The sequence below is a fragment of the Methylobacterium nigriterrae genome, assembly GCF_037106235.1.
Taxonomy (GTDB): domain Bacteria; phylum Pseudomonadota; class Alphaproteobacteria; order Rhizobiales; family Beijerinckiaceae; genus Methylobacterium; species Methylobacterium nigriterrae.
In genome coordinates this window covers 1-26,222 of record NZ_JBAWTG010000026.1, presented here as the reverse complement: position 1 = coordinate 26,222, position 26,222 = coordinate 1, and the positions used below count along the sequence as shown (strand labels likewise).

Annotated in this window: 35 protein-coding genes; 18 read left to right on the top strand and 17 right to left on the bottom strand. The window is 62.8% G+C overall.

Annotation, left to right across the window (positions count from 1 at the left end):
• Window positions 1–2 precede the first annotated feature (2 nt).
• Together WDW90_RS15390 and WDW90_RS15385 are read left to right on the top strand one after the other, a co-directional pair.
• The gene (locus WDW90_RS15390; protein WP_336488275.1) at window positions 3–239 is read left to right on the top strand and encodes a tail protein X; all 237 of its coding nucleotides are present in this window, start codon (window positions 3–5) and stop codon (window positions 237–239) included.
• 4 nt (window positions 240–243) lie between these two features.
• Window positions 244–1,287, top strand: coding sequence for a phage late control D family protein (locus WDW90_RS15385; RefSeq protein ID WP_336488274.1), 1,044 nt, complete (start codon window positions 244–246; stop codon window positions 1,285–1,287).
• Window positions 1,288–1,308: 21 nt separating this feature from the next.
• On the opposite strand, the gene WDW90_RS15380 is transcribed toward WDW90_RS15385, so the two are convergent.
• The 4 genes from WDW90_RS15380 to WDW90_RS15365 form a co-directional block, all read right to left on the bottom strand.
• Window positions 1,309–1,530 carry a hypothetical protein gene (locus tag WDW90_RS15380; protein WP_336488273.1) on the bottom strand — a complete coding sequence of 74 codons (222 nt, stop codon included), beginning with the start codon at window positions 1,528–1,530 and terminating at the stop codon, window positions 1,309–1,311.
• A gap of 87 nt (window positions 1,531–1,617) precedes the next feature.
• Window positions 1,618–1,989 carry a hypothetical protein gene (locus tag WDW90_RS15375; protein WP_336488272.1) on the bottom strand — a complete coding sequence of 124 codons (372 nt, stop codon included), beginning with the start codon at window positions 1,987–1,989 and terminating at the stop codon, window positions 1,618–1,620.
• A gap of 557 nt (window positions 1,990–2,546) precedes the next feature.
• Window positions 2,547–2,768, bottom strand: coding sequence for a hypothetical protein (locus WDW90_RS15370; protein WP_336488271.1), 222 nt, complete (start codon window positions 2,766–2,768; stop codon window positions 2,547–2,549).
• A 207-nt stretch (window positions 2,769–2,975) separates the two neighbouring features.
• Window positions 2,976–3,152: a hypothetical protein gene (locus tag WDW90_RS15365; RefSeq protein WP_336488270.1), complete on the bottom strand. Its 177-nt coding sequence runs from the start codon at window positions 3,150–3,152 to the stop codon at window positions 2,976–2,978.
• Between the two features lie 428 nt (window positions 3,153–3,580).
• On the opposite strand from WDW90_RS15365, the gene WDW90_RS15360 reads away from it, so the two are divergent.
• From WDW90_RS15360 to WDW90_RS15335, 6 genes are all read left to right on the top strand, one after another.
• Window positions 3,581–3,751: a hypothetical protein gene (locus WDW90_RS15360; RefSeq protein WP_336488269.1), complete on the top strand. Its 171-nt coding sequence runs from the start codon at window positions 3,581–3,583 to the stop codon at window positions 3,749–3,751.
• 161 nt (window positions 3,752–3,912) lie between these two features.
• On the top strand, window positions 3,913–4,098 hold the full coding sequence (locus WDW90_RS15355) for a hypothetical protein (protein WP_336488268.1): 186 nt from the start codon (window positions 3,913–3,915) through the stop codon (window positions 4,096–4,098).
• 299 nt (window positions 4,099–4,397) lie between these two features.
• Window positions 4,398–5,027: a lysozyme gene (locus WDW90_RS15350; protein ID WP_336488267.1), complete on the top strand. Its 630-nt coding sequence runs from the start codon at window positions 4,398–4,400 to the stop codon at window positions 5,025–5,027.
• Complete coding sequence (locus WDW90_RS15345) at window positions 5,024–5,578, top strand: hypothetical protein (RefSeq protein ID WP_336488266.1); 555 nt, start codon at window positions 5,024–5,026, stop codon at window positions 5,576–5,578. The genes WDW90_RS15350 and WDW90_RS15345 overlap by 4 nt, the downstream gene beginning before the upstream one ends.
• Window positions 5,579–5,625: 47 nt before the next feature.
• Window positions 5,626–6,135 carry a hypothetical protein gene (locus tag WDW90_RS15340; RefSeq protein ID WP_336488265.1) on the top strand — a complete coding sequence of 170 codons (510 nt, stop codon included), beginning with the start codon at window positions 5,626–5,628 and terminating at the stop codon, window positions 6,133–6,135.
• Entirely contained in the window at window positions 6,104–6,490 is a 387-nt protein-coding gene (locus tag WDW90_RS15335; protein WP_336488264.1) for a hypothetical protein, read from the top strand. Before WDW90_RS15340 ends, WDW90_RS15335 begins: the two co-directional genes overlap by 32 nt.
• A gap of 1,384 nt (window positions 6,491–7,874) precedes the next feature.
• Here the strand turns inward: WDW90_RS15335 and WDW90_RS15330 are convergent.
• Window positions 7,875–8,099 (bottom strand): hypothetical protein, encoded by a 225-nt coding sequence (locus WDW90_RS15330; RefSeq protein WP_336488263.1) that lies wholly within the window; start codon window positions 8,097–8,099, stop codon window positions 7,875–7,877.
• A gap of 166 nt (window positions 8,100–8,265) precedes the next feature.
• The gene (locus WDW90_RS15325) at window positions 8,266–8,505 is read right to left on the bottom strand and encodes a hypothetical protein (protein ID WP_336488262.1); all 240 of its coding nucleotides are present in this window, start codon (window positions 8,503–8,505) and stop codon (window positions 8,266–8,268) included.
• Between the two features lie 344 nt (window positions 8,506–8,849).
• Here WDW90_RS15325 and rmf point away from each other — a divergent pair, with 344 nt between their 5' ends.
• The 4 genes from rmf to WDW90_RS15305 all read left to right on the top strand — a co-directional run bounded on the left by rmf (window position 8,850) and on the right by WDW90_RS15305 (window position 14,899).
• Window positions 8,850–9,032 carry a ribosome modulation factor gene (gene rmf, locus WDW90_RS15320; protein ID WP_336488342.1) on the top strand — a complete coding sequence of 61 codons (183 nt, stop codon included), beginning with the start codon at window positions 8,850–8,852 and terminating at the stop codon, window positions 9,030–9,032.
• Between the two features lie 712 nt (window positions 9,033–9,744).
• Window positions 9,745–12,363 (top strand): DUF4214 domain-containing protein, encoded by a 2,619-nt coding sequence (locus WDW90_RS15315; RefSeq protein ID WP_336488261.1) that lies wholly within the window; start codon window positions 9,745–9,747, stop codon window positions 12,361–12,363.
• A gap of 142 nt (window positions 12,364–12,505) precedes the next feature.
• Window positions 12,506–14,059: a class I SAM-dependent methyltransferase gene (locus WDW90_RS15310; RefSeq protein WP_336488260.1), complete on the top strand. Its 1,554-nt coding sequence runs from the start codon at window positions 12,506–12,508 to the stop codon at window positions 14,057–14,059.
• Window positions 14,060–14,104: 45 nt separating this feature from the next.
• Entirely contained in the window at window positions 14,105–14,899 is a 795-nt protein-coding gene (locus WDW90_RS15305) for a SapC family protein (RefSeq protein WP_336488259.1), read from the top strand.
• A gap of 178 nt (window positions 14,900–15,077) precedes the next feature.
• On the opposite strand, the gene WDW90_RS15300 is transcribed toward WDW90_RS15305, so the two are convergent.
• Window positions 15,078–16,169: a WcbI family polysaccharide biosynthesis putative acetyltransferase gene (locus WDW90_RS15300; RefSeq protein WP_336488258.1), complete on the bottom strand. Its 1,092-nt coding sequence runs from the start codon at window positions 16,167–16,169 to the stop codon at window positions 15,078–15,080.
• Between the two features lie 199 nt (window positions 16,170–16,368).
• The gene (locus WDW90_RS15295; protein WP_336488257.1) at window positions 16,369–17,088 is read right to left on the bottom strand and encodes a response regulator transcription factor; all 720 of its coding nucleotides are present in this window, start codon (window positions 17,086–17,088) and stop codon (window positions 16,369–16,371) included.
• Between the two features lie 363 nt (window positions 17,089–17,451).
• On the opposite strand from WDW90_RS15295, the gene WDW90_RS15290 reads away from it, so the two are divergent.
• From WDW90_RS15290 to WDW90_RS15270, 5 genes are all read left to right on the top strand, one after another.
• Window positions 17,452–17,961, top strand: a complete 510-nt coding sequence (locus WDW90_RS15290; RefSeq protein WP_336488256.1) for a hypothetical protein — start codon at window positions 17,452–17,454, stop codon at window positions 17,959–17,961.
• A 253-nt stretch (window positions 17,962–18,214) separates the two neighbouring features.
• Window positions 18,215–18,583 (top strand): helix-turn-helix domain-containing protein, encoded by a 369-nt coding sequence (locus WDW90_RS15285; RefSeq protein WP_336488255.1) that lies wholly within the window; start codon window positions 18,215–18,217, stop codon window positions 18,581–18,583.
• Window positions 18,584–18,597: 14 nt separating this feature from the next.
• Window positions 18,598–19,005 carry a helix-turn-helix domain-containing protein gene (locus WDW90_RS15280; RefSeq protein ID WP_336488254.1) on the top strand — a complete coding sequence of 136 codons (408 nt, stop codon included), beginning with the start codon at window positions 18,598–18,600 and terminating at the stop codon, window positions 19,003–19,005.
• 8 nt (window positions 19,006–19,013) lie between these two features.
• Window positions 19,014–19,244: a hypothetical protein gene (locus WDW90_RS15275; protein ID WP_336488253.1), complete on the top strand. Its 231-nt coding sequence runs from the start codon at window positions 19,014–19,016 to the stop codon at window positions 19,242–19,244.
• 695 nt (window positions 19,245–19,939) lie between these two features.
• Window positions 19,940–20,395, top strand: a complete 456-nt coding sequence (locus tag WDW90_RS15270) for a hypothetical protein (RefSeq protein ID WP_336488252.1) — start codon at window positions 19,940–19,942, stop codon at window positions 20,393–20,395.
• 157 nt (window positions 20,396–20,552) lie between these two features.
• Here WDW90_RS15270 and WDW90_RS15265 read toward each other — a convergent pair whose 3' ends face one another.
• From WDW90_RS15265 to WDW90_RS15250, 4 genes are all read right to left on the bottom strand, one after another.
• Window positions 20,553–20,816 (bottom strand): hypothetical protein, encoded by a 264-nt coding sequence (locus WDW90_RS15265; RefSeq protein WP_336488251.1) that lies wholly within the window; start codon window positions 20,814–20,816, stop codon window positions 20,553–20,555.
• 301 nt (window positions 20,817–21,117) lie between these two features.
• Entirely contained in the window at window positions 21,118–21,465 is a 348-nt protein-coding gene (locus WDW90_RS40715) for a 4-fold beta flower protein (protein ID WP_431311043.1), read from the bottom strand.
• Between the two features lie 657 nt (window positions 21,466–22,122).
• Window positions 22,123–22,257: a hypothetical protein gene (locus WDW90_RS15255; protein WP_336488249.1), complete on the bottom strand. Its 135-nt coding sequence runs from the start codon at window positions 22,255–22,257 to the stop codon at window positions 22,123–22,125.
• A 71-nt stretch (window positions 22,258–22,328) separates the two neighbouring features.
• Entirely contained in the window at window positions 22,329–22,622 is a 294-nt protein-coding gene (locus WDW90_RS15250; protein WP_336488248.1) for a hypothetical protein, read from the bottom strand.
• Window positions 22,623–23,054: 432 nt separating this feature from the next.
• On the opposite strand from WDW90_RS15250, the gene WDW90_RS15245 reads away from it, so the two are divergent.
• On the top strand, window positions 23,055–23,468 hold the full coding sequence (locus WDW90_RS15245; protein WP_336488247.1) for a hypothetical protein: 414 nt from the start codon (window positions 23,055–23,057) through the stop codon (window positions 23,466–23,468).
• Window positions 23,469–23,815: 347 nt separating this feature from the next.
• On the opposite strand, the gene WDW90_RS15240 is transcribed toward WDW90_RS15245, so the two are convergent.
• Genes WDW90_RS15240 through WDW90_RS15220 form a run of 5 tightly spaced genes read right to left on the bottom strand, consistent with a single transcriptional unit; the run spans window position 23,816 to window position 25,346 of the window.
• Complete coding sequence (locus tag WDW90_RS15240) at window positions 23,816–24,310, bottom strand: phosphohydrolase (RefSeq protein WP_336488246.1); 495 nt, start codon at window positions 24,308–24,310, stop codon at window positions 23,816–23,818.
• A gap of 3 nt (window positions 24,311–24,313) precedes the next feature.
• Window positions 24,314–24,577: a hypothetical protein gene (locus WDW90_RS15235; protein WP_336488245.1), complete on the bottom strand. Its 264-nt coding sequence runs from the start codon at window positions 24,575–24,577 to the stop codon at window positions 24,314–24,316.
• 57 nt (window positions 24,578–24,634) lie between these two features.
• A complete protein-coding gene (locus WDW90_RS15230; protein WP_336488244.1) occupies window positions 24,635–24,901 on the bottom strand; it encodes a hypothetical protein in 267 nt (88 codons plus the stop codon).
• A gap of 3 nt (window positions 24,902–24,904) precedes the next feature.
• Window positions 24,905–25,135, bottom strand: a complete 231-nt coding sequence (locus tag WDW90_RS15225; protein ID WP_336488243.1) for a hypothetical protein — start codon at window positions 25,133–25,135, stop codon at window positions 24,905–24,907.
• A 19-nt stretch (window positions 25,136–25,154) separates the two neighbouring features.
• Complete coding sequence (locus tag WDW90_RS15220; protein WP_336488242.1) at window positions 25,155–25,346, bottom strand: hypothetical protein; 192 nt, start codon at window positions 25,344–25,346, stop codon at window positions 25,155–25,157.
• Window positions 25,347–26,222: the final 876 nt, after the last annotated feature.

Sequence of the window (26,222 nt, the reverse complement as noted above, 5' to 3'; positions counted from 1 at the left end):
CGATGGCGACCACGGTGAAAGTCTCAGGGGTTGGCATCACGCTGGAGCTGCTGCTTTGGCGGCACGGCAAGCGCCGCGGCGCAACCTCGGCTCGGCTGTCCGAGACGCTCGCGCTGAACCCCGGCCTCGCCGCACTCGGCCCGTTCCTGACGCTCGGCACCCTGGTGACGATCCCGGATCTGCCGCCCGTGACGGAGCGGGCCCGCACGACCGCGCCTGCCGTCTCGCTGTTCGACTGATCCCATGCCGCTGACCGTCGAATGGACCGTCACGATCGACGGCATCAACGCCACGAGCCGGATGAACCCGTTCGTGATGGAGCTGGAGGTCCAGGATCATGCCGGCACGACGAGCGACACCGCCCGGATCACGCTGGCAGACGATGGCCGGATCATCATGCCTCGCAAGGGCGCGATGATGCACGTCTCGATCATGGGCGAGCTCGTCTTCACGGGGAAGACCGAGAGCTCGCGCTTCTCCTTCGCCAAGGGCGACGGCGGCCGGCTCATCCTCTCGGCCAAGGGCTTCGACGCCGAGGCCGGCGCGAAGGAGGGCCGACACTTCGCCAAGGAGGACGCGACCCTAGGCGATTACGCGCAGGACTTCGCCAAGCGAGCAGGGCTCACGATCAAGGTCGATCCGGATCTGGCCAAGATCAAGCGCGCGTGGTGGGGGCCGGAAGGCCGCTCATTCCTGCACGAGATGCAGCGCTTGGCGCGAGAGCACGGCGCCACCTTCAAGATCCAGGGCGACAAGGCGGTCCTCGCCAAGCGCGGCAAGGGCTCGACGCCCTCGGGCCAGTCGCTGCCGACGATCTACGCCACGAACCCGGGCAACCTGCTCAACGTCGACATTGAGCCGTTCGAGGCGCGAGAGGTGTTTCGCGACGTGCGCGTCAGCGGCTTCGACCGGAAGACGGCCAAGTTCTTCGAGGAGAAGGTCGACATCGAGGGCGGCTCGGGCGGCGGCGCCTCGGCGGTGCTGCGCGGCAAGCGTGCCGACAAGGACGACGCCAAGGCCCGTGGCGAGGGCCGGAAGACGGAAGCCGAGCGCGACAAGGGCGGCGGCACTGTCGAGATCGACATCGAGCCACGTGCACGCGCTGAGGGCACTTGCATCCTCTCCGGCGCCCGGGCCGGCGTCGATGGCACCTACCGGATCGAGAGCGTCACGCACACCCTACGGCCGGGCGACAGTGGCGGCGCCACGACGAAGCTCGAACTGAAACAGCCCAGCGACAACACCGGCAAGGACAGCCGGAAGGCTGGCGATACCGAGAGCAAGTAGGCTCCAGACGTGCCGGGCTCCTCAGCCGCGCGTGCCCGCAGGAACAGACTTCCCAAGAAGCGCGCCGCTCGGCTGCTTCGGGCCGATCGAGCCCGTCGTCACCGGATCCAGCGCCCGTACCGCGAGCGTGCCGAGGCCTTTTCGATCCATTCGATCGGCTGAGTAGAACGCCGCTCCGACACGGGCACCGATCGCCAGCGTGGCCTTGGTCGTCTGCCACACCCATCGAGCCGCGTCGCGCATCGCCGATCACTTGAGACGCCTCAGATTGCGCGATCCCAGTTAGCGCTCCGCTAAGATTGCTTGTCGACGGACCCCGCTTTTCGAACCTCAGGTTCCGAACAGGCGCGTATCCTCCACGTGCGGCAGCCGGACCTCAGCCGTTGCAGTGGACTGACGCGGTACTGCATCGACGCTGACCTGCGCGGCTGAGGATGATGCCGCGACGACTTCGCCGTTCGTCGGCAGCGCCGGACCGGTGCTTATCGCGGGGCTCACCTCCTGCTGACGCGTCGCCCGGGCCTGCGTTGAAGTGGCTCTCTCAAGCTCTGCGCTGACAGCGACGAAAGCCTCGCCAGCCAGACGGTTATAACGGCGTGATCGAACGAGGCTCACGGCGAGTATCAGGCACAAGCCGAGAGCGATCGCCAGTGCAATCTGCGCATCGAGCGGCCATTCGGCAGGCCGATGCAGCCAGTTCAAGACGTCATCCCGCAAACCCACACTCCCGATCAGGGGGCGCCGCGTGCGTATGAACCAGCACAAGTGGCAAATGGTTCATACGCACCAGAGTAGGACACCAGGCTGCGGCTCATTTGGCGCCGGCGTCGGCGCTCATCCTTTTGAACGCAGGGACTATGTCGCCATCGATCAATCCCGAAGGAGCGGCAAGCTCGGCTTGGCGATCGGGATGCTCTTGGCCCGGTTCGGCCGACAACGAAAGCCGAGCTGAAAGCATTCCCGAGGGCAAGGGCCGCGGCGAACTGCCGGCCGTTCACCAAGCAGCTGCCACGATCACACAGACCCATTCAACGGTGAGCGCGGCGGCGAAGACTAGCGCATACTACCTCAGCCGATCAGATTCGCAGGAGGGATCCCAGTCTTGCTCAATCCTTGCATTGCCCCATTTCATGGAAGCCCCCTTTTGATTCGTTATGGTCAAGCATCGGGATCAAATCGGCCCAAACAATCCGCGAAAATGGGGTAACGCGATTGTTCCACCGCTCAGCGCCGATAGAGTGCGATTGGGCGCTGGGCAACTAATCCACCTGCGGCATCGACCATGTGATCCCGAGCGTGATCCTGTCTGGCGCATGGGGGTCGAGCGTAAGTTCGATGAGCGGATCCAACTGAGGCGCGAGAGACCGCGCCGATTCCAGCGCAGCATCGCGAAGTTCGCTCAGGCTGCTGGGATGAAGCACGGCGAGATCCGAGTGGACGGTCGCCGTCAGTTCCGCGCAAAGCGCTTCTGCCTCGGTCATACTCAGACCCTCCAGGCTAGCGACAAGGGTAGCACGCGCATCGACCGCAGACAGGATGGCTAATCCTCATGCCCCGCGACATCGAGGCCGCGCGCCGCCATGAGCTGATCACGCATGCTCTGGCCGCTGTTGTGGCGCTGCTGATCGCGGCTGCCGTGATGTGGGCGAACCTGCCGGCGGGTGCAGATCACCGAGGCGGACAGGCAATCAGCCCCCCGCGAGCTCGGCCACGAGGCCACCCGCGCGCAGATGGTCCGGCAGATCCGAGAAGTCGTAGTAGCCAGCCTCGTGCGCCATGGCGTCGAGAGCCGCGATCTCATTGAACGCCGCGCCTACCCACAAAATGTGCCCCGTCGCGCATTGCCGGACCTGAAACCGCCTCATCAAAATCTCCCGAGCCGCTCGAGCCGCTGAGGCGAGTATTGATCGGGTCGTGCGTTCCGCGCTGTGAGGCGGGTCACTCTAACTGTTTGGAACCTGACATCACCGCTGCCCTCGGCCGGAAGCGGTGATGTGGGCCAACCTGCCGGGCTGGTCGGCGGCGCCGTAATCCGCCGCTCGTTTACCAAGCGGCAGCGACAATCACGCCTAGCCATTCGACGGCAAGAGCAACGGCAAGGAAAGCCGCTGATAGCTGCAGCCGATCCGACCAGCGTTCGAGATCCAAATCATGATCTATCGTTGAATTGGCTTGCGACATCGCAGCCCCCTTTTGATTCGTTATTGCTAAGCATCTGCAACTAGGCCTCCGCTGCACAGCCGCGCAAAGGAGGTAGTGCGATGGGTTCACCCCTCGCCCTGGAAGGGCGCGCATGCTCATACCGGCCGCTATTCTCGCCGCGACCGCGCTCCTGTTTTTCGTCGTCGGCGGGCTGCTCTCGAAACACGGGCATACGGACGGCGAACGCAAAGCCGGCGCCTTCACGGCCATGATAGGACTGTGGTTCGGGCTCATGGCGGTGACGCTGACGCTGGCTGTTTAGCTCGGTGTGTTTTGAAGCGAGATCGACGGCGAGCCGGCCACGAGTCACATCGACTGCGGCCAGCTCGCCCGCCGTGCGCCAAGGCTCAGGACGGCGCAGCAACGTCTGAGTGAACGGGCTGCAGAGGGCGTATAATCTAGGCGTCGCACGGCGGTGCATCCATGCTGTTCCCGGCCGCCTTGTTCGCTGCCTTCTCGCTGCTCCTGATCATCTGGGGTGGCCTGCTCGGAGAGCGTCCCCGCACGAATGCTGAGCAAGCGGCCGGCGACCTCGCTGTCCTTGTCGGCGCCTGCTTCGCGCTGACAGCTATCGCGCTGATGCTCGCGACGATCATGGGCGATTTCTGACACCCGCCGGCCGGGCCAGCCGCGCACCTCCTGTTTGACGAGGCCGCACGCTGAGCAGCCATCAGATCAGCTGCCCGGTCATGAACGTTGTGACTGCCACCAGAAGAACGCCGCCGATGATCAACGCAATAGCACCATCGGTCGCTCATAGGGCTTGAGCCCACTCTCTTTCTTCCGTCACCGGCGCACCTTCGTCCGTTCCCGGCCTGACCTCGCGCATCTCTGTTGCGGGCTGATGTCTGCGGGCGAGGGCGATGGCGCCGCTCGGCGGCAATTCTTTGACATCGTGGAGATCCGGCATGGCCTCATCAGCCATCATGACGCCGCTCGGCATAGCGGCTCTCAAGTCGCGCGAGGGCGTGCGGCTCAAGGCCTACCTCGACAGCGTGGGTGTGCCCACGATCGGGTACGGGCACACCAAGGGCGTGCAGGTCGGGCAGACCATCACGCAGGCGCAGGCGGATCTCTTCTTCCTCGAGGATCTCGCGAGCCACGCCCTGCCGATCCTGTCCTGCATCAAGGTGCCGGTCGCCGACCACGAGCAGGATGCGCTCATATCGATCGCATTCAACATTGGGGTGAACGGGTTCAAGGGCTCGACTTTCCTGCGCCTGCTCAATGCCGGCGACCGGTCAGGCTGCGGCAGCGCCATTATGGCGTGGAAGAAGCCGTCCGAGATCATCAGCCGGCGCGAGGCCGAGCGTGATCAGTTTCTGACGCCCTACACCGCGCGCGCTCCCAAGGCCCGCAGCACTGATGCGCGACCGGTCAGCGTGCCGGTCTCGGTTGAGACGCCGATCCGCGTCCCGCCTGTCGTGGCGCCGCCGCCAGCCGTCACCCCGCCGACGCAGCCCGCGCCCGCCCAGCCGCCCAAGACGATCATCGGCGCGCTGATCAACCTGTTCCGTGGAAAAAAGGACGCCGCATGATGGACTGGACCAACCTCGCCGGGCAGTTCGCCCAGATCGGCCTGCCGGCGCTCGGCGGCCTGTTCGGTGGGCCGCTCGGCTCCGCCATCGGCGGCATTGTCGGCAAGGCTGTGGCCGGCGCGCTCGGCGTCGAGCCGACCCCACAGGCGGTCTCCGCTGCCGTGCAGGCGGACCCGTCCGGCGCCCAGTTGCGGCTCGCCGAGATCGAGGCCGAGACGAAGCGGCGCCAGGCCGAGCTCGATGACGTGGCGAGCGCCCGCGCGATGGAGACGGCCGCGATCCAGTCACACCACGAGGTCGTGTGGGTGCCAGTTGTGTTCTCGGCCCTGAACTACATCTTCGTGGCCGGCATCATCGCGGGCGTGGCGATGGGCTGGCTGCGCGAGGACGGCATCATCGTGGGCTGGGTGCTGGGCGCCGCCACGACCGCCTACCAGTTCTGGCTCGGCTCCTCCTCAGCCTCGCGGAACAAGGATGCGCAGCTCGGCGCGGTCCTCCAGCAGGCCGCGGCGCCGCTCGGGCGGGCCGTGGCGAACGCGGTTCGGCGCTGATGCCCTACCACGCGAAGCTGTCCCCCAGGTCTGGAACGGGGAAGCGCATGCTGATGTATGACCCCGATCCCGTCATCAACGAGCGCATCCGCCGGGCCGTCCGTTACGGCCAGACGCGGTGGGCCGAGATCTGGCTGTCCTGGATCGCGGTGGGAGTCGGGCTTGTCCTTTTGGGGCCCACCGACACGTTCAGCAATCCAAGCTTCAGGGTGATCGCCTCGGTGGTCGACGAGAAGGTGGCGGGCGGTTTGTGCGCCTTCTTCGGGGCTGTCCGGCTGCTTGCCCTCTGGATTAACGGGCTCAGAGGGCGCGAAACCTCGCTGATCCGCACACTCGGCTGTCTCGGCGGCTTCTTCTTCTGGCTCGCAATTGCCATCGGCTTCCTGATGGCGGCACCACCGGTCGTCACGGGCGTCGCCGTCTACGCGATCCTGGCCCTTGCCGAATTGCACGCTTCCGGCCGGGCCGCCAGCGACATGGCGGCCGAGGACACCTTCGGGCTCAGATCACGCAGGAGACGGAACGGTGGCGGCTCCGGAAGCACTACAGCAACTTGATTCCTGGCCCGCCATCCTCGGCGCTGCCGCTGCCGCTGTCGCCGCCGTCCTCGTCCCGCTCAATGGCTTCGTGAAGACCCTCCTCGACTACAGGACGGAGGCGAAGAAGGCTGAAGCTCTCAAGCCCGAAGTGGCCCGGGACGTGGCGCAAGCCTGCACCGGCGCAGCACTCTTCGACAGCATGGCGCTCGCAGATCTTACCAAGGCGGTGAATGGTCTGACGGCTGCGATCGTCGCGGACACAGCCTCGGAAGAGGCATACCACACCAGCCAGATGACGGCGGCCCTCGCGCGGTTCACGGAAGTGATGGACCGTTTCGACCACACGAACGGTCAGCCGAGGCCGCGCCGATGAGCCTCTCCAGTCCTGTCGTCATGGCGGTCTCCGCCGAAATCGTCATCGGCCTCGCCATTGCGGCGGTCGTGCGTGACTTGCAGCGGCTGAATTGACCTCCACCGCGCCCGCTCCAGATTCCCGCCCGGCAGCAATGCTGGAACTCCATGGAACAAAGCAGAGCCCGTCTGGCCCCTCGCCAAGCGGGCGTCTTTGTGTCTGGACGGCGGTTGAACAAAGCGCGGCGCCACCGGTTGGTCTGAGCAGTGATCTTTAGACCTTCAGCCCGCCCGGATCTGCCGAGGCGGGCATTTTCCCGTCGGCTTCCTGCCGGATCAGCCGGGCGCAACGCACGTTAATCTGTTAGGCGCGGGACAGCGAACCTGACGCCAGTCCACGACGATGGAAGAAATCCCAATGAGGAACATAGCCATCCTCGGCATCTGCGCCGCCATGATGTCTCTTAGCTCGGCAGCCTCTGCAGAGGGTACGACCACAGGAGGGGGGACCGGAAAGCCTGCTGCGGCGAGTAAAGACCATGGCGGGCCGAGCACAACCGGCACAGCACCGGGCGCCAATGTCGGAGGCGGAGCGCCCGGCGTCGCAGGGCAGCCCGGCGGCCGGGCCGACCCCGGCCACCCGCCCGGCCCAGGCGAGCGCCCTGAATCTAAGAAGAAGTGAGATGCACGCGGCGTCGTGTCACTGATCCGTGCGAGAATACTGTCACTGACTCGCCTTCCCACCCGGTTCCCCGCCGGCGCGTGCTTTTTATAGGATTAGCAGGGCACACCCGTGCGTCTGACAGATGACCCCCAGCCCCCGGGGCCTCGAGACGACTTCAGCCCGCCCGGTTCGCTGCGGCGGGCTTTTTGCAGCGCGCCACCTTGCCTCGCGCGCAACTGTTCAGACCGCGATCCGTTGAGCTCCATCAGCCGACATGATGTCGGCAAGGAGTTTCCATGACAAAGCTCTTCGCACTCAGCGCACTGGCGCTGTCCGTGGCAGGTTCTGCGCATGCGCAGACTGCACCGCCTGTCCGTGAGCCTGTTCCATCAACCGGACCGGTGATTCAAGGACAGCAGAACAATACAGGGAACGATCCGAGCGTCTCGGTTTCACGCGGTGCGACTGGTGCCGGCACCGCTACGACCGACTCCGCAGGTGGCGGCAACGCGGGCCAGCCGGAGCGTGCCGTGCCGCAGGGTGGAAGCAGCGGAAGCGGCTCTCGCTAACCGACGATCTCCATTCATCAGATCGGCCCCGCGGTCTCGGCTCGCGGGGCTTTTTCATGCGCTTCGCACCTCATCAATGCGTGAGGCGGCTCATCTAGAGCGGCATCCGATCAGATCGCGTCATAGCCCGCGCATACTCCGCACATGCTCTTCGTGCAGGCAGCGTCCGCAGATCACACGGCAATCCTATGCAGGACTTCGCCGCTCTCGATCACTTGAAAGCCACCGCCTTCAAGCTCAGCCACGCCCTTCCCATTGGGCAGTGAAAACCGGTGCTGTCCTTTCAGGATGTGCGATCCGCTGAGGCCGCCGGTTCGTGTGAATGTCTGCCAAGCGATAATGGTGCGAACGGTGCCGTCCTCAGCCCGGGCCTGGAAACGCTCCAACTCATGGTCCATGGCTCACCTCGCATCCGAACGGGAATTCGCGAACGTTGGATCATGCTCCCGGCACACTCGGGCGTCGAGAGTGCCTCTCGATGACACGAGCGCAGTTGCGGGTGAGAATGCGCGCCAGCACCGAGCCTCACAAATCGTACCCGATCCAACCTGATCGGCTGCGGCTCTAGCTCGGCTGCTCATCGGTCTCGGATCCGTCCGCGCCCGACTCTCCCGAAGGTATCGTTCGGCGGCCGGCCTCAGATTCACCCGCCGGCAGATCGCTGTCCGGTACCGGCTTGATGTCCGGCCCGGGCGGGCTGCCCTTTCCTGGATGGCCTTGCAGATCGTCGATGCTGCCAAGGCCGACGCCGCCACCGGGCGAATCCAGGGGTTTCGGGTTCATCGGGCTGTCTGACGGTGTCATGTTTCCTCCGAACATTTAGTTGTCTAGGCAAACCAAACGGCGAAGTGCAGGCGTGTTCCGTTCGCGCGCATTGGCGACCGCCGAGGGAACCCTTCGTGCGTCTCCCACCACACCTTCGCGAAGGCGCGGCGGCCGGCAGGGTCGAAGATCTAAGGGTCGGCACTCCGAGTGGCACTGGCGCCGTCGATGGAAGTCACCCCTGATCGACGCTGGCGGAGCCGGATTTGATGCCATCCATGCCCGGCTTGCGGGGCAGTCTCTCCCTAATTTGGAGCGGTGGCGCGCCGGATCTGCGCGAGCGTCGCCGGGTTGTTTTGCCGGGGGCGGAAGCCAGAGACATCGTTATGGCAGACACCTGTCACACCCCTGCCGATCCAATTGAGCAAGGCGCCTGGGCGCGCATTCACGGCCGACCGAAGGACGCATGTCCCTATCCGCTTGCCAGCGAGGAGCGAGCCGCATGGATGGAAGGCTATGACGGCGCTCCGCGCGATCGAGCGCCCGACCTACCGTTGGCTGCCAGCTGATCTGAGGGCGCCGAGGGCCTCCGCGGTTTGACCGTAGTGCCGAGTACGCATGGCCGGCACAGGTTGCGCATACGAGGACATCCCTGCACTCGTGCCGACATCTCCTTCGCCCCGCAGCCCCGGCTCGCGGGGTTTTCTTTCGGCCGCGTTTCACCTGCGTGAGTGTGCCGCATCGAACGACGGCGCAGCATGTGTGGGTCGAGGTTAGGCACCTCGATGCGGCCCCGTTAGACCCACTCTCGGGACACTGCTGCCGGGGCGCTCCCGTTCATTGTCGTGCGGCCTTGGCCCGCAGCCTCACGGATCGCGGGGCCTCTCGTTTGCGCGCCGACAATGCGACAACAGCCCGCTCGCCGCCATCCACTTGGCTCCCGCGCTTGGGCTCACGTCCCTTGTTTGCGGCGCGCGCCCGAGACGAGCGGAGTTCAAGCGCGATCGAGCGGCATAAAAAATTTTTGCGGAATTCAGCTTTCCACAAACCCAAAGTTCAAGGCTGAAAAAATTCCGCAGGCTCTACAGACCCCTGCGTGGTTGTGTGGCCTTCTCGCCTCAACCGAAACCTTCGCGGCGAGGCGTATGAAATCCACTGGACGAACCCGGGTTTCGTGAACTACAAACGCCGCCGACCGTACCAAACCGGTCCGAGGCTCCCGGGGGGATCCGACCAGCGACCCGGCTGGCGGAGGCTTCACGGCACCGCAAGGGAACGACCATGGCCCTGACTGCAGATCAACTCAATACGATTTACCAGAACGTTCTGTTCCGGAACGTCGATGCCGGTGGCATTTCGTACTTCGCGAATCGCACCGACATCTCCGACGCCCAGGTTCGTCAGCAGATCGAGCTTTCTGCTGAGGCCAGCACCTACGTCACGCCCGTCGTGCGCCTGTACCAGGAAGTCCTGGGCCGCGTGCCGGATCAGGCTGGCCTGCGCTTCTTCTCGACCGAACTGCGCAACGGCTTCACCCTGGAGCAGGTCACCCAGCAGTTCCTGACCTCGGCTGAGTTCACGGCCAAGAGCACGGCCACCGCTGGCGCCGTCGATGCGACCGATACGGGCAACCAGCTTGTCACGGACGCCTTCCAGTCGATCCTCGGCCGCGCTCCGGCTGCTTCCGAGTTCGCCTTCTTCGCCGGCAAGTCTGCGGCCCAGGTACTGTCGCTCGTCGCGAACTCGCCCGAGGCTGCTAACGCCCAGGCTGCGAACGTCACCACCTTCCTCGACGCGGTCGCTCAGGGCACCTACCCGACCGGCTCGCTCAGCAACCAGACTGGCTCGGGCGGAACGGGCGGCACGAATGCCGGCCTGAACGTCACCCTTTCCCCGAACGTTGATGCTCCCGGCGCGGCTTCCCCGTCTGTTAACACCCAGGGCGGTGCTAACAACGACACGTTCAACGCCGTGCTCGATGCTCCCGGAGGTGCGTCCACGCTGAACACCGCTGACTCCATCAACGGTGGCGCCGGTACCGACACCCTCAACGTGCGCATCGTCGGCAATCTCGGAACTGCTACCCCGGTGATCCAGAACGTCGAGAACATCGTTCTCTCGAACGTCACGACGGGCAACACCGGTACGCTGGACCTCGGTTCCTCGAGCGGCTACACCACTGTGTCCGTTAAGGACTCGGTTGCGGGCACCACCACGAGCTTCACGAACGTTGCTGCTGGCACCACGCTGAGCCTCGACAACGCTGACGGCGTCTCGACCTTCCAGGTCAATGGCGCTGCGAACCGCACTGGTACGTCCGATGCGGTCAGCATCAACGTTGCCAACGGCACCGGCACCAAGGCTGCTCCGGCCACCCTTTCGCTGCTGGCCGCTGGCGGTGGTGCTGACACCACCTTCGAGGTTGCCAACATCACCACGAGCGGTGCTAACTCGTTCGTCAACGTCGCCAACGGCTCTGCGAACTTCAACACGATCAAGGTCACCGGCTCGGCTGGCCTGACCCTGACCTCGGCGACCGACTTCGCCAACGTCAAGTCGATTGACGCCTCGGGCCTGACCGGTACCTCCGGCCTCAACGTCACGGTCGATGCCTCGCAGGACCTCACCTTCACGGGTTCGGGCGGCGATGATCGTCTGGCTGTCACCTTCTCGACCAACCTGAACGCGAACGACAAGCTTGCTTTCGGTGCTGGCACCGACACGCTCGCTTTCACGGGCGTCACGGACGAGACCGCCTTCACTGCTGCGATCAAGGGTTCGATCAACGCTGCGACGGGTCTTGAGGTCATCGAGTTCTCCGCTGCGAACGTTACTGCGGTTAATGCCAGCGACTTCACCTCGGTGAACACCTTCGACTTCAGCGGTGGCACGACTGCTGCAACTAACCTCGCCATCACTGGCGTTGAGTCTGCCGACCTGTTCAAGTTCTCGGCCGACCATACGGGTACCGTGACGTTCACGGGTGCGGCGGTCGCTCAGAACGCCCACATTGCTCTGTCGGGCGGCACGGACCTCGTTGGCTCGGCTGGTGCTAGCGCACTCGCTTTCGGTGCCAACATCACCACGCTGACCATCGACTCGAACGGGACCACCGCTAACACCATCACGGGCGCTGCGGGTACCGTTGGAGCAAATGCGCTGCCCGCATCCGGCCTTCCCGGCGGAGCAGGTGGTGCCGGCGGAGATGCGATTGCGAACGGCACTGCGGTTCAGTCCGTCACAATCACGGGTGCTCAGAACCTGACAATCGGCGGCGGCGCTGGCGGTGCCGGCGGTGCTGGTGACGGTGCGGGCGGCGTTGGCGCTACCGGTGCTGCGGGCAACGGCTTCAGCGGTGCTGTGAGCGTTGATGCGAGCGCTATGACTGGTAAGCTCAACATCTCGGGCTCGACCGGTAACGACATCATCAAGTTCGGTACTGGTACCGCTGGTGATGCGACGCTGACCCACAACACCTTCGTCGCTGGCGGCGGTAACGACTCGGTCACGCTCAACACGGGTGCTGATTGGCTGGACTACCGCACCGGTACAGCGGCTTCGTCGGCCACTGCTATCGACACCGTGACGAACTTCACGGCTGGTTCGGACAAGTTCGTGGTCGGCACGGCAGTGACGGGTGTCTCCACGACCTCGTTCAACGGCACGGGCAACCTCGGCAACGACATCACCAACTCGCTGACGCTTAGCGGCGGCAACGGCTTCGGCGCTGGCAACAACGCTGCGGTGGTGACGATCAACGGTGGCGCCGATGCTGGCACCTACCTCGTCGCCGACACGAACGGTGGTGGCTTCAATGCGGCCAACGATCTCGTGGTGAAGCTGGTCGGCCTGACCGGTACGGTGACGACCGCCGACTTCACGACGACGCTCACCGCCTAAGTCACTTAGGTATGATCAGCGTCTCATCGCTGATCAAGGGAAGCGAGCGGGGGGCCTTCGGGCCCCCCGTTTCGTTTAAGCAGCCCTTCGTCTAGACCTGCCCACCGCAATAACCCGGCAAGCCCCTGCTCAAGGAACTCGTATGACCGCTTGGACCGAAGGCTACGTGGCCGACATTCCCTACGCCCTAGGCTTCTACCGGGAGACGGTGCCGGCCCACATCGCCTTTGCGGCGGCCTGCGTGGGCAAGCATCCTGGTCTGTCGCTCCGGCCCAAGCGTGTGCTCGAACTCGGCTTCGGCATGGGGCTCGGCTTCGTCATCAACTCTGCGGCCAACCCAGCCACCCATTTCGAGGGCGTAGATTTCAATCCGCTCCACGTCGCTCATGCCCGTGGGCTGGTGGACGAAGCCGAGCTTGCGAACGTCAGTCTGCGAGAAGCCAGCTTTCAGGACCTCGCTCGAGAGGCGCAGGAAGGCCAGCACGACCTCGACCTGATAGTCCTGCATGGCATTCTGACCTGGGTCTCGGCCGAGGCGCACGAGGCCATCGTTGAGATTGCCCGTAAGCGGCTGAAGCCCGGCGGCCTGCTCTACGTCTCCTACAACTGCATGCCGGGCTGGGCATCGGTTCTGCCCTTGCAGCGGCTGATGCGGGAGAACGCCAAGCGTGTGGCTGGCCGCTCCGATCAGCAGACCGGGTCAGGGCTCGAACTCGTCAAGGCGCTGATCAGCGAGGGCGCAAGCTACTTCAAAGCCAACTCTGGGCTAGAGCAACGTGTCGAGAAGATGGGTACGCTCGACAGGAACTATCTCGCCCACGAGTACCTGAACGCCAACTGGTTCATCTTCCACTTCGCCGATGTCGCCGAGATGTTCGGCCGGGCCAAGCTCGGCTTCGTCGGGTCAGCCACTCTCGTCGAGAACATGGACGGACTGGCTGTGCCGGAGGGTACCCGAGCAAGGATCGGTGCAGAGACCGACCCAATCTTCAAGGAGACGCTGCGGGACGTCGCCTCCAACAAGCAGTTCCGGCGGGACCTGTTCGGGCGAGGGGTTTCTTCCACGACGCCGCCTGAGCAGAACGCCATCCTTGGCGGAATGCGGTTTGCTCTGGCCGTGCCGCGCTCCAAGGTCACGTTCAAGATCCCGAGTCCAGTGGGCGACCTCGACGGCAATGCCGAGATGTATGGTGCTGTGGCCGATCTGCTAGCGGAAAAGATGGCGAGCCTCGCCGAGATTATCGCGCTGCCGGTGTTCCAGAAAAGCGGGGCTGGCGCCGCATTGCAGGCGGTCAGCCTATTCGTCCATAGCGGGCAGGTGCTACCCGTTCCGGCTTCCAACAGCACTGACCCCGAGTTCAATCCAGAGCCGGGCCAGCGGCTCAACCGGGTTATCGCCGAGAAGATGCTGCAAGGGCGGGTCTACAACTTCCTGGCAGCGCCGAACGCTGGCTCCGGCATACAGGCCGCCCACAGCGACCTGCTGATGTTTGCCGCTGTCCTAGCCGGCCACGGTGCGAGCACCGACACGATATCTGCTCACGTCATTGAGGCGATGCGGCGGATTGGCATCAACTGGGTCAAGGACGGCAAGCCGGTCACCGACCCGACAGAACGTCAAATCGTCGTCCGTGCGGATGCCGAGACCTTCCTATCCGAGAAGCTGCCGGTCTGGCACCGGCTCGGCATCGTTTAGCCGCATTGCTGAGGCTGGCAGGGCTGCTCGGATAAGCGAGCAGCCATGAGCCAGATCCAGCCCGTCAGCCCTGAACGTCACGGCCGCCTGCGGTGGCGCCGCTACAGCAGCTACGCCTTTGCTGCGTCGACGGCTGTGGTACCGCTCGCTGCCGCAGAGATCAGCCAAGCGGCCCTGGCTCTCCCGCTGGCGTTCATCCAGCGGGATGAGCACTGGAGTTTGGCTGCTGTGCTGGGCCTCCTGCCGGGGCAGAACCTCTACGTGGACGGGAACGGGTCGTGGCAGGCCCGCTACATGCCGGCTTCCTTCCAGGGCTATCCTTTCCTGATCGGTGCTCGGGCGAATGGCGAGCCGACTCTCTGCGTGAACGAGGCGAGCGGCCTCCTGACGGAAGGCTCAGAGGGTGAGCCCTTCTTCGAAGCCGGAGCACTGAGCCCTGGTGTGGCGCAGGTCTCGAACTTCCTGATGGAGACCGCCCGGAGCGAAGGTGCCCTGATGGAAGCCTGCACCCTTCTAGTGAGGGCGGGGGTGGTCGAGCCCTGGCCGATTACGGTCCAGGGCGAGCAAGGCGCCCAGCAGGTGGCTGGCCTGTACCGGATCAACGAGGCTGCTCTGAACGGGCTAGCTGATGCGGCTTACAACAACCTGCGTCAAAGCGGTGTGATAGCCATCGCCTATGCCCAGCTTCTCTCGATGGGCAACCTGCCCCAACTCGGGCAACTCGCCCAGGGTCGGGCTCAAGCTGAAGCCGCGGAGCGGGCGCGCGCTGAGGTGAAGCCGATGATCAATCTGCCCGAGGACAGCACCATCGATTGGGATTGGAGCAAGGTCGGGCGGTAGCGGCGTTACTCCTCTTTGGCGCTCGTGCTTTCAAGAAGCGTCAGACCTATCTCCGCTTCCACGCCACGGTCTATGCGCTGCCTTCGGGCACGATGCCGCGCTCGGACGCCCACTGGAAGACATACACAACAGCGGTGACGAAGAATTGCTGAAACTGCTTCGGTTCGAATAAACCCCGTCAGATTAGCTCCAGCACAACCCGGTTCTCTCGATCCTGGAACTCATCCGATAGCGTAATATGCCGCACCACCTCGGCCGGTCCAATTTCCGAAAGCCTCTTTACCCAATACGCCACATCGGGCGCAGTCGGGTGCCGCCGCAACAAAGTCCGGAATAATCCCTCCACGAACGATCCGGCATTGAAGCCTTGCTCTAGGGGCTGTGAGTTCCGATAACGCTCCAGATATGCGCTCGCCCACTTGTTGTTCGAGATCGCAGTCCGCAGTTGTTCGCGCCCGGCCTGCTCATACGCCTCGTAGGCTTTCTTAACAAAATCGACGAGCGGCATGGCTACGTGAAGATGAACGAACAGCCCTCGCTCCGGCACAGCAGACACGTCCATCCCAAGAGATGTTACCGCCGAAGGGTAAGGGATAATCCGAGTGTTATTGAGATAACACATCCCCACGAGCGGAAGCGTCACCGGTTGCCCCGCCGCGGCCATCAATTGCTCGACAACACTGACGAGGATGCGCCGGTTCGGGTGGTTAAAGGTGTGAAAGAGAAGCTCCTGGTCCATCCGGGTCGCCAGGATCGGGCTCACGCGCGCATGCGAACCCGTGACATCCTCGCGTCGAATGAGTTCACGCAAGTTTGTCATCGCCTCGCTCAGGACGAACGCTCGCGTGAAGAACATGGGTGAGGTAATACGATCATGACACTCTTCTACCGAGAGACCGGATGCATACATGTCGGCAATATGAACGTCGTCATACCCAATTTTATACGCCTCGATTCCAAGGCCAAAGATCTGGGGATTGTACCCGCGATAATGGATCGAAGGAAATACGCAGAGTTGCCCGTCGGGGCGCTTGTGGGCCTTGAGCCACGACAACGACAGAAAATCCACACCGCGGTAGTTATCCGAAACCGGCTGAGATAGAATGATGTCAGCGCTTCGGATGTCGTCACAATACTGTTCAAATTGAGTCGGCTGAAGAATGTCGAAATTATGGACCTCGCGGCTCTTGATCGTCCAGTTCGGCTTGATCTCGGCAAGCAACCAGCCTAAAGCACTCGCCTGACAGTTTCCGTGACAATAGACCCGCATCTCTACCTTACTCTGTCGCGGCGCTCGATATCGTAGAAGTTGCGAAGGGTTTGGTTTCTACGCGACCATGGAAATGGTTGCAAGCGCCTCATCGACGAGATCGCTTACCGTTCGACTTCCCAGCATTCCGGAATCTGCTATCGCATCGTCTCCATGTTCTTAAGATGCATCGGACGTATCGCCACCTCCACGCCTCAATCTATGCGCTGCCTTCGAGTATAAGGCCACGCTCGGATGCCCACATGGCCGCCTGCGTCCGGTTGCCCAGCTTCAGCTTGCGCAGAACGGCCTTGACGTGAACCTTCACGGTGGCTTCAGCCAGATCGAACTTGCGGGCGATCATCTTATTGGTGGCGCCTTCGGCAAGGCACCGCAGCACCTCGACCTCACGGTGCGTCAGCCTGTGAACCAGGAACGTATCCGCCTCGAACTTCCTCATCGGCGTGCTTGCGCCGACATGGATCGGCTCCTGATCTGCAAGGACATCGAGCGCCGTAGTCGGTCGCTTGAAAAGCAAGGGGTGCAGATCCGAAGATTGCACCGTCGCACCTGACATGACGACGTGCAGCACACCGATCAGCGTCTCCCGGCTGATATCGCTGTTAAGGAGGGCCTGGGCTGCGAGGCAGAGATCTTGTGGCCAGCCCGCCGGGCCGGTTCCATGTCCGAGGAGAACGAGCTTGGCTTCTGGGCAGGTCGCCCGCAGGCTACGAAGTGCCTCGACGCTGCGGCTGTCCTCGGGAGCAGCGAGGATGAGCGAAGGGACAAGCTGGCCACTTGCCGAATCCCTGGATGCACTTGAAGCGGCGTCGATCTTCATGACCCGGAAGCCCACCCCGTCGAGGATCGAGCTCAGCCCCTCCCGGATCATTGGATTCGATGCAATCACTGCCGCCGAAACATCGCCGCCGCAGACCATCTCGACTTCTCCCGGGCAGAAGCACCAAACTCTCGGCTAAGGTTCTCAATCTAACCCGGGATGCGAAATCTAATCCGATCAATTTAGTACTCCACCGAACAGGTTACCCCTCTCGCCTCCACATTGATGCTGCGTATTACACGGAAGTCTCGTCCGAGCCCACGCCACCGAGCGCGCTCGTGCCGAGGTCAGCCGACGATCAGCCCGCCCGAGGGCAACACGGCCGACCGCGACGAGGGCAAGATCGGGCGGTAGCGTGGTCTCTACCCGATTCGCTGCCGTCACCTGCACGGTCCGCCTTGCTGCGGTGAGGGCGGTCTGCGAAAGACACCCAGCATGACAGTGTCCCTTCCCATCCTCGCTATGCGCCTCCGGTTCGCCTACTCGGAAACCGAGGATCGGTTTTCCCTGATCGCCTGGGACGCCGAGCGCGAGGGCATACACGCTGTCATGACCCGGCGGCTGACGAACCGGCTCGTCAATGGATTGGCCCACCTGCTGGAGCAGTCCAGCCCGATTGCGAGCACGGCCCCGGCGGATCTGCGCGACGACATCATCCTGCTGGAGCATCAGGACGCGCTGTATGGGCAGAGGCAGGCGCCGTCATCCAATCAGTCTGGGACAGCGGAGGGCACGCCCACGAACCTGCCGGCATCTCGGCTGGTGCACTCCATCAGTGTGAACATCACGCCACGGACGTTCGAGGTGCTGCTGCGCGATGCACAGAGCCCGCTGATCCGCCTCAGCCTCACTCGGCCGGAGGTGCACCGGGTCGTCGAGTCGCTGAGCCAGAGGGCACAAGCTGCAGGGTGGAACATGTCTGTTGAGGCAGCGTGGCTGGAGCCGGGGCAGACGCAGATCGTGTTCAACTGACCGGCGGCTCCCGGACCGCTCCGAGCCGAGGCGAAGCCGATGGCCAGCCTGCCCGAGGATAACACCATCGACTGGGACTGGAGTAAGATCGGGCGGTGATCAGCTGCCTCGCCACTGACAGGGATTCACCTACCTTCCAGGACAGCCTATGTCCTAAGCGGTACGCTCAGGTAGAAAGCGCGCGATGTCGACGAACCCACAGAAGCTCTCCTCGCCCGAGACGCAAGAGCTCCGCCGCGATGCCGGCAAGCTCTTGAAGCACCTGCGCGAGAAGGCCGGCTACTCGCAGCGCACCTTCTCGGCCGAGATCGGCTCTCCAACTTACGCCTTTGTGTCGCAGATCGAGACGGGCCGCGGACGCGTACCACCGGATCAGATCCGGGTCTGGGCCAACGTCTATGGTATCGAGGCACGCAAGTTCCTGCAGATGATCATGCGCTTTTATGATCCGGAGACCTTCGCGGTGCTGTTCGATGAAGAGCCAGAAGTGCGCGATGGAACGGCGTTCCCGGATCTCGCTGAAGCTGGTGCTGCTGCCGAGCCTGTTGAGAGCGACGGGGAGGGCGCGATCGAGCCGGAGACGTCCGCTGATGACGCAGAGCCGTCGAGTGGTCGGCGCTAGCAGAGCGACTCTCTGTGTACACGCATAGGCAGAACCTCTCCGAGCCTGAGATTCAGGAGCTTCGTCGTGAGTGCGGTCATTTTCTGAAATATCTGCGTGAGTGCGCTGGGCATTCGCAGCGCTCGTTCGCAGCTGCGGTCAATCAGAAACGTCACCTCTTCGTCTCACAGGTCGAGAGGGGGGTCGCCCGCGTGCCGCCGGACCAGCTCCGCGTCTGGGCGCAAGCCTACGGCATCAAGCCGTCCAGCTTCACCCGGATGATCTTGCGCTACTATGACGCTGAGTCGTTCGCGATCCTATTCGAGCATGACCCTGAGATTTTCAGCGGGGAAGCTTTTCCGGAACTAAAGACGTTTCTCGCGATGAGGGCTGCGGACACGGCCGAAACGCCTCCTATTCACCGTGTGCCGACGGACTGTTAAAGAAGCAGGTGTCCATCTGCGGAGGACGACTGCGCGGCTGGACCTGCGGGCCGAACGATATCCTCCTCCTTGCGGTATCGCTCGGCCCACTGCTCAAGATCCTCGAACTCGGAATTTGCCCGCAATACTACAGCAACACCATCGCGCGATTATTGGCCGCCGCGCTGTTCACCCCCTCAAACGGCGAGGCCGGCGGGTTGGGCTGCGAGGGCCATCAACTGCCCGACCCGCCGCCCTAAGTTCTGCGATCCAACCGCCCGTCTATGCGCGAAGCCGTACACGGCGAGGGTTATGGCCTGATCAGTGCCTGAGTAGGCTGTCGCGCTGCTTGGGCACGGGCAACAGTGCGGCCGGCGGGCTGGGCACCGCGCATTCCTCGCCTGGCCCGCCAATCTTGCCGCCCACACAATTGGCCCCTACCGGTTCGTATGACAGGGTCTGGCAATGCGTCTGCGTCTCGCTCATCCATTCAGCATCACCGTGAGGCCGAATCGGCTTGCGCCGGGCACTTTCTCGTGGCGGATCAATGAAGCGGGCGGAGGCAGCCAGCCCTGCGCACTAACCTTTCCTACCTTTGAGGAAGCTCGCGTTGCCGCGAAGGCGCGTCTGGAGATTGTCGTCGCAAAATGGTGCGCAACACAGGCAACAGCAGCCTTGTGCGCGGCAAGCAAGGCTTAAGAGGCACTGCATAGGAACGCCTTGTGCTCTCCCGGCATCTCGCGCAGATCCGGTGGCGTCGCGAAATCTGGAGCACCCGCCACGAAGCTTTCTCGACGTCAGGCCGCTGCTCGTCCGCCTACATTGTACCAGCCGTCTCTATCCACAGGCGTCCACAGGCATCGTCGAGGTGGTGCGCGCACCGGATTGAACCCGACCCGCCAGTCCTGTTTGTTCCCGGTGTGTTCTCGCGAGAGAAGTGGCCGGAAGGGGTGCGATGCGCTGCCTGCGCGATGTTCCGTCAGAGCGTCTGATGATCGAGTGCGCGGCCTGCCGGCGGCGCGGTTCGTACCGGCTCGATCGCCTGACGACGCGCTATGGCGAGTTCGCCGAGCTGCGCGCGTTCCTCGCCCAGATGCGCGAGCGCTGCGGACGGGCGCCGTGCCAAGCGCATCTCGTCGTACCGATGCGGCTGGATCTCGACCGGCCGGCCGAGCCGAGCAACCGGTTCGATCTAGACATCTGGACGAGCGGGACCTCGATCGAGATGAAGCTCGGACAGGTCTGGAACTTCGACGTCGCCGCGGCGGCCTTCGACAAAGCCGTGACGCTCTGGCCGCACTCCATCATGACGGTCCGGCTCGGAGCGCAGGTCATGCGCGCGCACAACCCGGGTGAACAAAAGGCACGCGTGGCACAGAACGCTATCGTCTCGCGGCTCGGGCTACGGTAGGCGATCTCCCATCTCGACGACCTGCCAGGGTGCGGCGGACCGGCGGGGCTCGATCATTGGTACAACCAGGCCATCATCAAGCAGCAGAGCACGAATGCGGCTGCTCCTAGAACCGTGCCAAGCACGGGCCGGTGATGTCGATTGGGCCGACGGCCACTCACCGCCTCACCGGCCGCGCCAGCAGGATCGCGGTGCGCACTACACCTCTTCGTGATGCGGCCGACGCACGCGCCCGAGCCAAGAGGCGATTAGCGACGAGCGAGTTATCAACGGCAATGGAGACGTTCAGCCTGTAGCCGTCTGCAATGGCGAACGCCGTCGTGTCATCTCCCGCCAGGTACGCATCGACCGCGACGCCCACGTCGTCATCCGTGATGGCTCCTTTGGTGACGAGCTCGCCGGTCGTAGGTGCTTCACTCATCGGGCACAGTAAGCAGTGCGGTGCTCAGCCGGCAAGGCGCATGGCCACACCAGGCGCAGCGAGCCGCGGGCGCGCCGACCTGCGCCTTCGCCTCGGCACGGCTCGCGGGGTTTTTCGTTGGTTGGGCGGCCCGGTCTCGCCTTGACGCAATTCGTCATCGCCCGACCGCCCGTGCCCCGGGCGCCACACCGCCAGGATCCCATCTTGCGCCCATTGCGATCATGCGACCGACGCGCGCGACATCTCCACAGCTGCCGAGCAGGTGGTGGGCAAAGCCAGAGCGCGGCGTTACTAACAGGTCTCACAGCAAGTCAGCGAAGGTTGAGTCGGACCATTCTGCGGACCCCGGCGGACGCGCAGGAACTGCTTGGCGTGAACATCGCGGTGGCGGAGGTCGGGGAATAGATTTGAAGGCTCCGCCTTTACGTGTCGGCTTTCCTGGACCGCGAACGGCATCGGATTCGAACAGAAGGCAATGACCCTCCTCATCGATAATCCAGCCGTCTATCAGCCAGCCTATGAAGCGGCCGGAGAATGCAAATACCTCGTCGTCGAGGAGATAAGCAACAGCGCGACCTTCCCAAAGATAGATGGTCCGTCCATCGCAAAAGGCGGTAGCTCTACCCTGGTCGTCGTATAGGTCGATCATAGCTACCTCAGTTCCGCGCGAGGTTTGCAGCGAAGGTGCAGGGAAGACCGTTGCTGCCCCTCAGACACCACATAGTGTCGCCGATGAGGAACCCAGCACGATCCCGAATGGCCTACCGTGCCGGCTCACCGGATCGAATGGTGATCTTAGATCGACCGGCATTCTTGCCGATGCCTGCCTCCAAAGAGTCTTCGAGAACGCCGAGATCGTTCTGGCTCTGAAGGTAACTGGCGACGTGCCGAATTTGCCGTAGGGTGCCCAGAATCAACTATTAAACTGCTGCGTTCTCTTAAACGTGTGCTCTAGGCCCAATGCGGCTCGTGTTCTAGCCTAACCGCTATTTTGTCTCCGTTTGATCTTTGACTTTGACTCAGACACCAAGTGAACAGCAGCTTCTGCATCAGCCGCCAGCTTTGCGAGCCGCAACGTCCTAAGATGAGCCATCTTCTCGTCGCGAGCTAGAAGGCCCGCGTTGTGCGAAGCCCAAGCCTCTGCGCGCTCCTGTGTCCAACGCTTCCGCCGGTCTGCAAGAGGCTCAAGGCTAAGTGGCACGTATCCGGTTAGATTGCTCAGGACGAACTCCTCATTTGGTCGTAGACCTTAGATCTGCCGAGCTGAGACACAAGCTGACAGCCGATAGTCTATGAATCAATGCAATTACAGCCTCTTCTCTGCGTCCCGCATCAGGCGTAGAGTTTTGAGATAAGAGATTTTATTGTCGAGCTGCTGGATCGCTTCGTCTTGCTCCGCCTGGTGACGAGCAAGTTGATCCGCATGCAGTTTCAGATCCATGTCAGATTTTCCGCTTTGCCGGGCCTTCGTAAGCCGATCCATATTCATTTCATCAATCCCTGCCGTTCCAATTAGTTACTAGCTATGACTGCCTTGGTATGAATGCCTTGGTATGACTGCCTTGGCCTTTCCAATAAGCCATTATCATAACCGAATTTATGAATTATTCGCATCGCATTCTCCTCGGAAATATCATGGCAACTTTTGAGTGATACTATCACGGTTGCGAGATTAATCGGCGTAAATGTTTTAGAATTTATGCTATCCATTAAAGCATCTGTTGCGGCCATCAGCTTAAGCTCGTGCTTGATCTGCAAAATTGAAGGTGTGGGAATTTTCTGCCCAAAGCGCATCGAGCGTTTCATCAACGTGCTCCTAACATAATCGCGCTTCGGCTAAAATTCTCGTCGAGATTCAACAAGAAAAAATCTAATGCCGGCTTAGGTATAATCGCCGGACATTCAGCTGGTTCCAAAATATTATTTTGCTACCGGTTTTCATGTCGCGAATTTCGAACTAAAATCCCCCGTGAGATGAGCCGCTCTCTGCGCTCAGAATTCACGCGCACCATCATCGGGAGCGTAGAGCGGCTAAGTTTCTGTAGCTTCGTTTCGGCGATCAATGGCTCGGATTCGAATAATTTCGCTATGTCGAGAAATAGCAATTTCCCTTTGATCGGGTTACTGGTGGTAATGTTGGTCATAAAATCCGGATAAATTTGCGCGACTCGATCAAGAATGTATTACTGATCATAGTCAGTATCACTAAGGTAAGCCTGAAATGTATAGGAGCTATCCATGAGAAATGTTGCTGCAGCCTCATTCCTTCTTCTTGCTGGATCTGGCGTTGCGCTCGCGCAATCGGCAAATGATCATTTGCAGATCTGCGATCAAGCGGATTATCGCTGTCAGGAGACACAGAGAAAATTCAAAGATTCTTTCCCGGAAGCCCTTGCTGGAGGCCGCGAAGCGCAGCGCAATGTGTCATCTTGCTTGACGAACGGATGCGAGGACGCAGTCCAGAGAGATCGTGTGCTAGGCTGCGCTTGGAGGCTAGTCATGATCAAATTCACAGCAAGAACATCGGCTAATGTGGACGAAGACTATTTTAGTGCACATTGCACAGGCAGTCTCACCGATGCAGATGTTGCTTATATGAATAAACAGGCTGATGGTTTGTTCCGCACAGTTTATAAGAAAGCAATGCCCTGAAAGAGTGACCATTCGTTCGATTGATGCGGCCATCCTACGTTTGCCGCAGCCCCTCGACCTGTGCCCCATGTTCGCGGATCAACCAATTTTGTAGGCCGGGCGTTCGTCCGTGCTCCGCCCAAGGTCGTGGTTGGATTGGCGGGCCGGGCCTTTGTGCCCCCTCCTAGGCTTGGTCCGCCGCCATCATCTCGCGCAGCTGCTCCCGCAGGTCAGGCAGCAGCGCGAACGCTTCCGCGAACTTCCGCGCCTCCTCGCGCGACATGCGTTGCATCGTGGTTCGGCGCTGACCTTCACGCGCTCCTCAAGCTCTACGATACGCCAGGGTGTGGGGAAGCGGCGGGATTCGGTCATGGGCCGGTGTAGCCCATCTGAGCTGCGGCTTCCTTCAGACGGGCGAACGACGTGGCGTAGCGCTCCCGGAGCCCGGCGCCGTCGGGCAGGGTCCGGCTCGGGCAGAGGTTGTCCTCATTGTCCGACATCTTGATCAGGATGGCGCCGAGATCGCCGCTCTCGATCACCGACGTGATCCGATCCGAATAGGGGATGCGCACGGCGGGTTTCGTCAGGATCGCAACCGCCTTGATGACGCTCGGCGCAAAGCCAGCAGCCCGCAGGCCCTCTGCCGTCGTCGGCGTGTCCTCCAGGACGTCGTGGAGGATGGCGGCCTGCATCACCTCCATCGGGTCGATCGCGATCCGGTCCACGGCCCGTGCGTGACCGGCGCGTGCCACGGCTGCGTTCGCCACCCGCTCAAGATGCCGGATGTAGGGCTGGCCGCCCTTGTCGATCTGGCCGGCATGCGCCGTGATGGCGAGGCTGTGCGCCTCGAAGATCGTCGGCATGGCTCATCGCTTCTCCACCCGCGCCTTCAGAATGACTTTGCGCAGGGCCGCCTTCTTCAGCCCCTCGCTCGCCTCAGGATCTCTCAGCGTCTTGGCCACGAAGGAATGGCTTCGGAGGAAGGCGATCATGTTCAAGGCATGCGCCGCCCCTACGTTAAGGCGCCCGACCGATGGGTCGGCCGCAGCTGCGTCAACAGCGGCGTCCACGTCCAGCTGAGTGAGGCTTCCTTGCCGCAGCAGCTCGTCGATGGTTTCGTTTGGGGCCATACCGAACTAGCTAGTGCGCAGCTGCGATTCGGGCAGGGCCGCGTGCGGCCGGCAGGCTCACCGCTTCTCCGGCCGAGCCAGTAGGATCGCGGTGCGCACCGCGGCGCGCTTTGCGCCCTTGAACACCGTCTTGTCGCGCAGCACAGCCGAGGCGTGCCGATCGGCCTTTACGGCGGCGGCAAGATCCAGCACGCATTCATCGGCGAACTGGAACAATGTCGTTGTCGGATCCGCCATGTAGGCATCCACCGCAGCCTCAACTTGCCCGGCAGTCACCGCCTTGGCCTTGACCAAGTCGCCGATTGTTGCGGAGGCTTCGGCCATGGCTCAGTTCAGAGGCTCCGCGCCGCTCATGCCGAGCAGATACGCGCCGGTGATGATCTCCTCGGTAGTCAGCTCGCGGCCCTCCAGGCTGTAGTGCAGCGTCCCGGCCTCATCGACGATCTCGAGCGGCAACCCGCCCGCGATCAGAAAGCGGATCGCGTTGCTCAGAAGTGCGTCGAGCGGCGACGTTTCGGCCATGCCTGGCAGGGTACAAACGGCGCCGATGGTCTGCAACGGATCCTGAAGTCGCTACTCACCATCGGAAATCCCAGACTTGGACCCCAACCCCGGCGCCCGGCACGTTCCGGTAGTAGGTCACAAGCCCGAGGCTGATCCGGTCAGCCGCCACGCCGGTCGCCTTCGACCCGCTCAGCACCAGAGCGCCGCAGCAGTCCACCCGCGTGGTGCCGAGCTTCGGGTGCACGCCGAAGCTCGGTCCAGCCATGCGCGACGGCTTTGCCGCCGAATCGGTCGAGGAAGTCGAGCGCGGCTTCGTGCACCTTGCCCCAGACGATGCTCGTCAAGCCCGGGCAGGGCGGCGAGGTCGGCTTCATGCGTACCAAGGCCTCATGCCAAGCCTGAACATCGGAAGGCACGACCGAAAGGGCGGCTGAGGCTGACATGATTCCCGGCGGCTCGTAAGGGGAGCGCCGGGATAGCGCCGGACCTGCGCGAGTCGCTATGCCTGGGGTGCCACAGGGGAGCGGTGCTCGGCCGGCAAGGCGGGCTCAGAACCAGAGCCGTTTTCGGGACGGGATTTCAGGAAGCGTTCTCGGACGCCGGCCCTGCGGCGCTCGCCTCGCGCGCTCTGCGGCGTCCTGGTGAAGGCCGTTATTGAGACGGGGCTACCACTCCCCAAGCGGCGCGAATTCCCGTTCGGCCTCTGCGTCAGCGGCGCTCTGTAGCCGAGCAACCTCGGCCTCTAGGTCGCTAAGTAGGCGGGCCGCACGATCCAAGAGGCGTGGGCTTGTCTCCTCCCGTGCTGCCGCTCGGGCGAAGCATTCGCGCACAAGCTCGGTGGTCTCCTTGTTCCAATCTCGCATTGTCCTCTCCCATGATCGCTCGTTATTCGGACGGCTCTCGGAAGGCCCACGCGCATGCCTCGCCGGCCGAGGGGCAGGCGCGTGAACGGGCGCGGAGGGGAGGGCCGTTGGGAATTTCGTTGGGACTCCCGGTCCCAACGGGTGCCATCTGTTTCCTTTGCGTTCCGACTGGGGGCAATCGCGGCGGTTGCGCGGAAACGGGCAAAACGGTAGAGCCACAAGGCCCTAACGGGGTGTCGGGGTGTAGCGCAGTCTGGTAGCGCACCTGGTTTGGGACC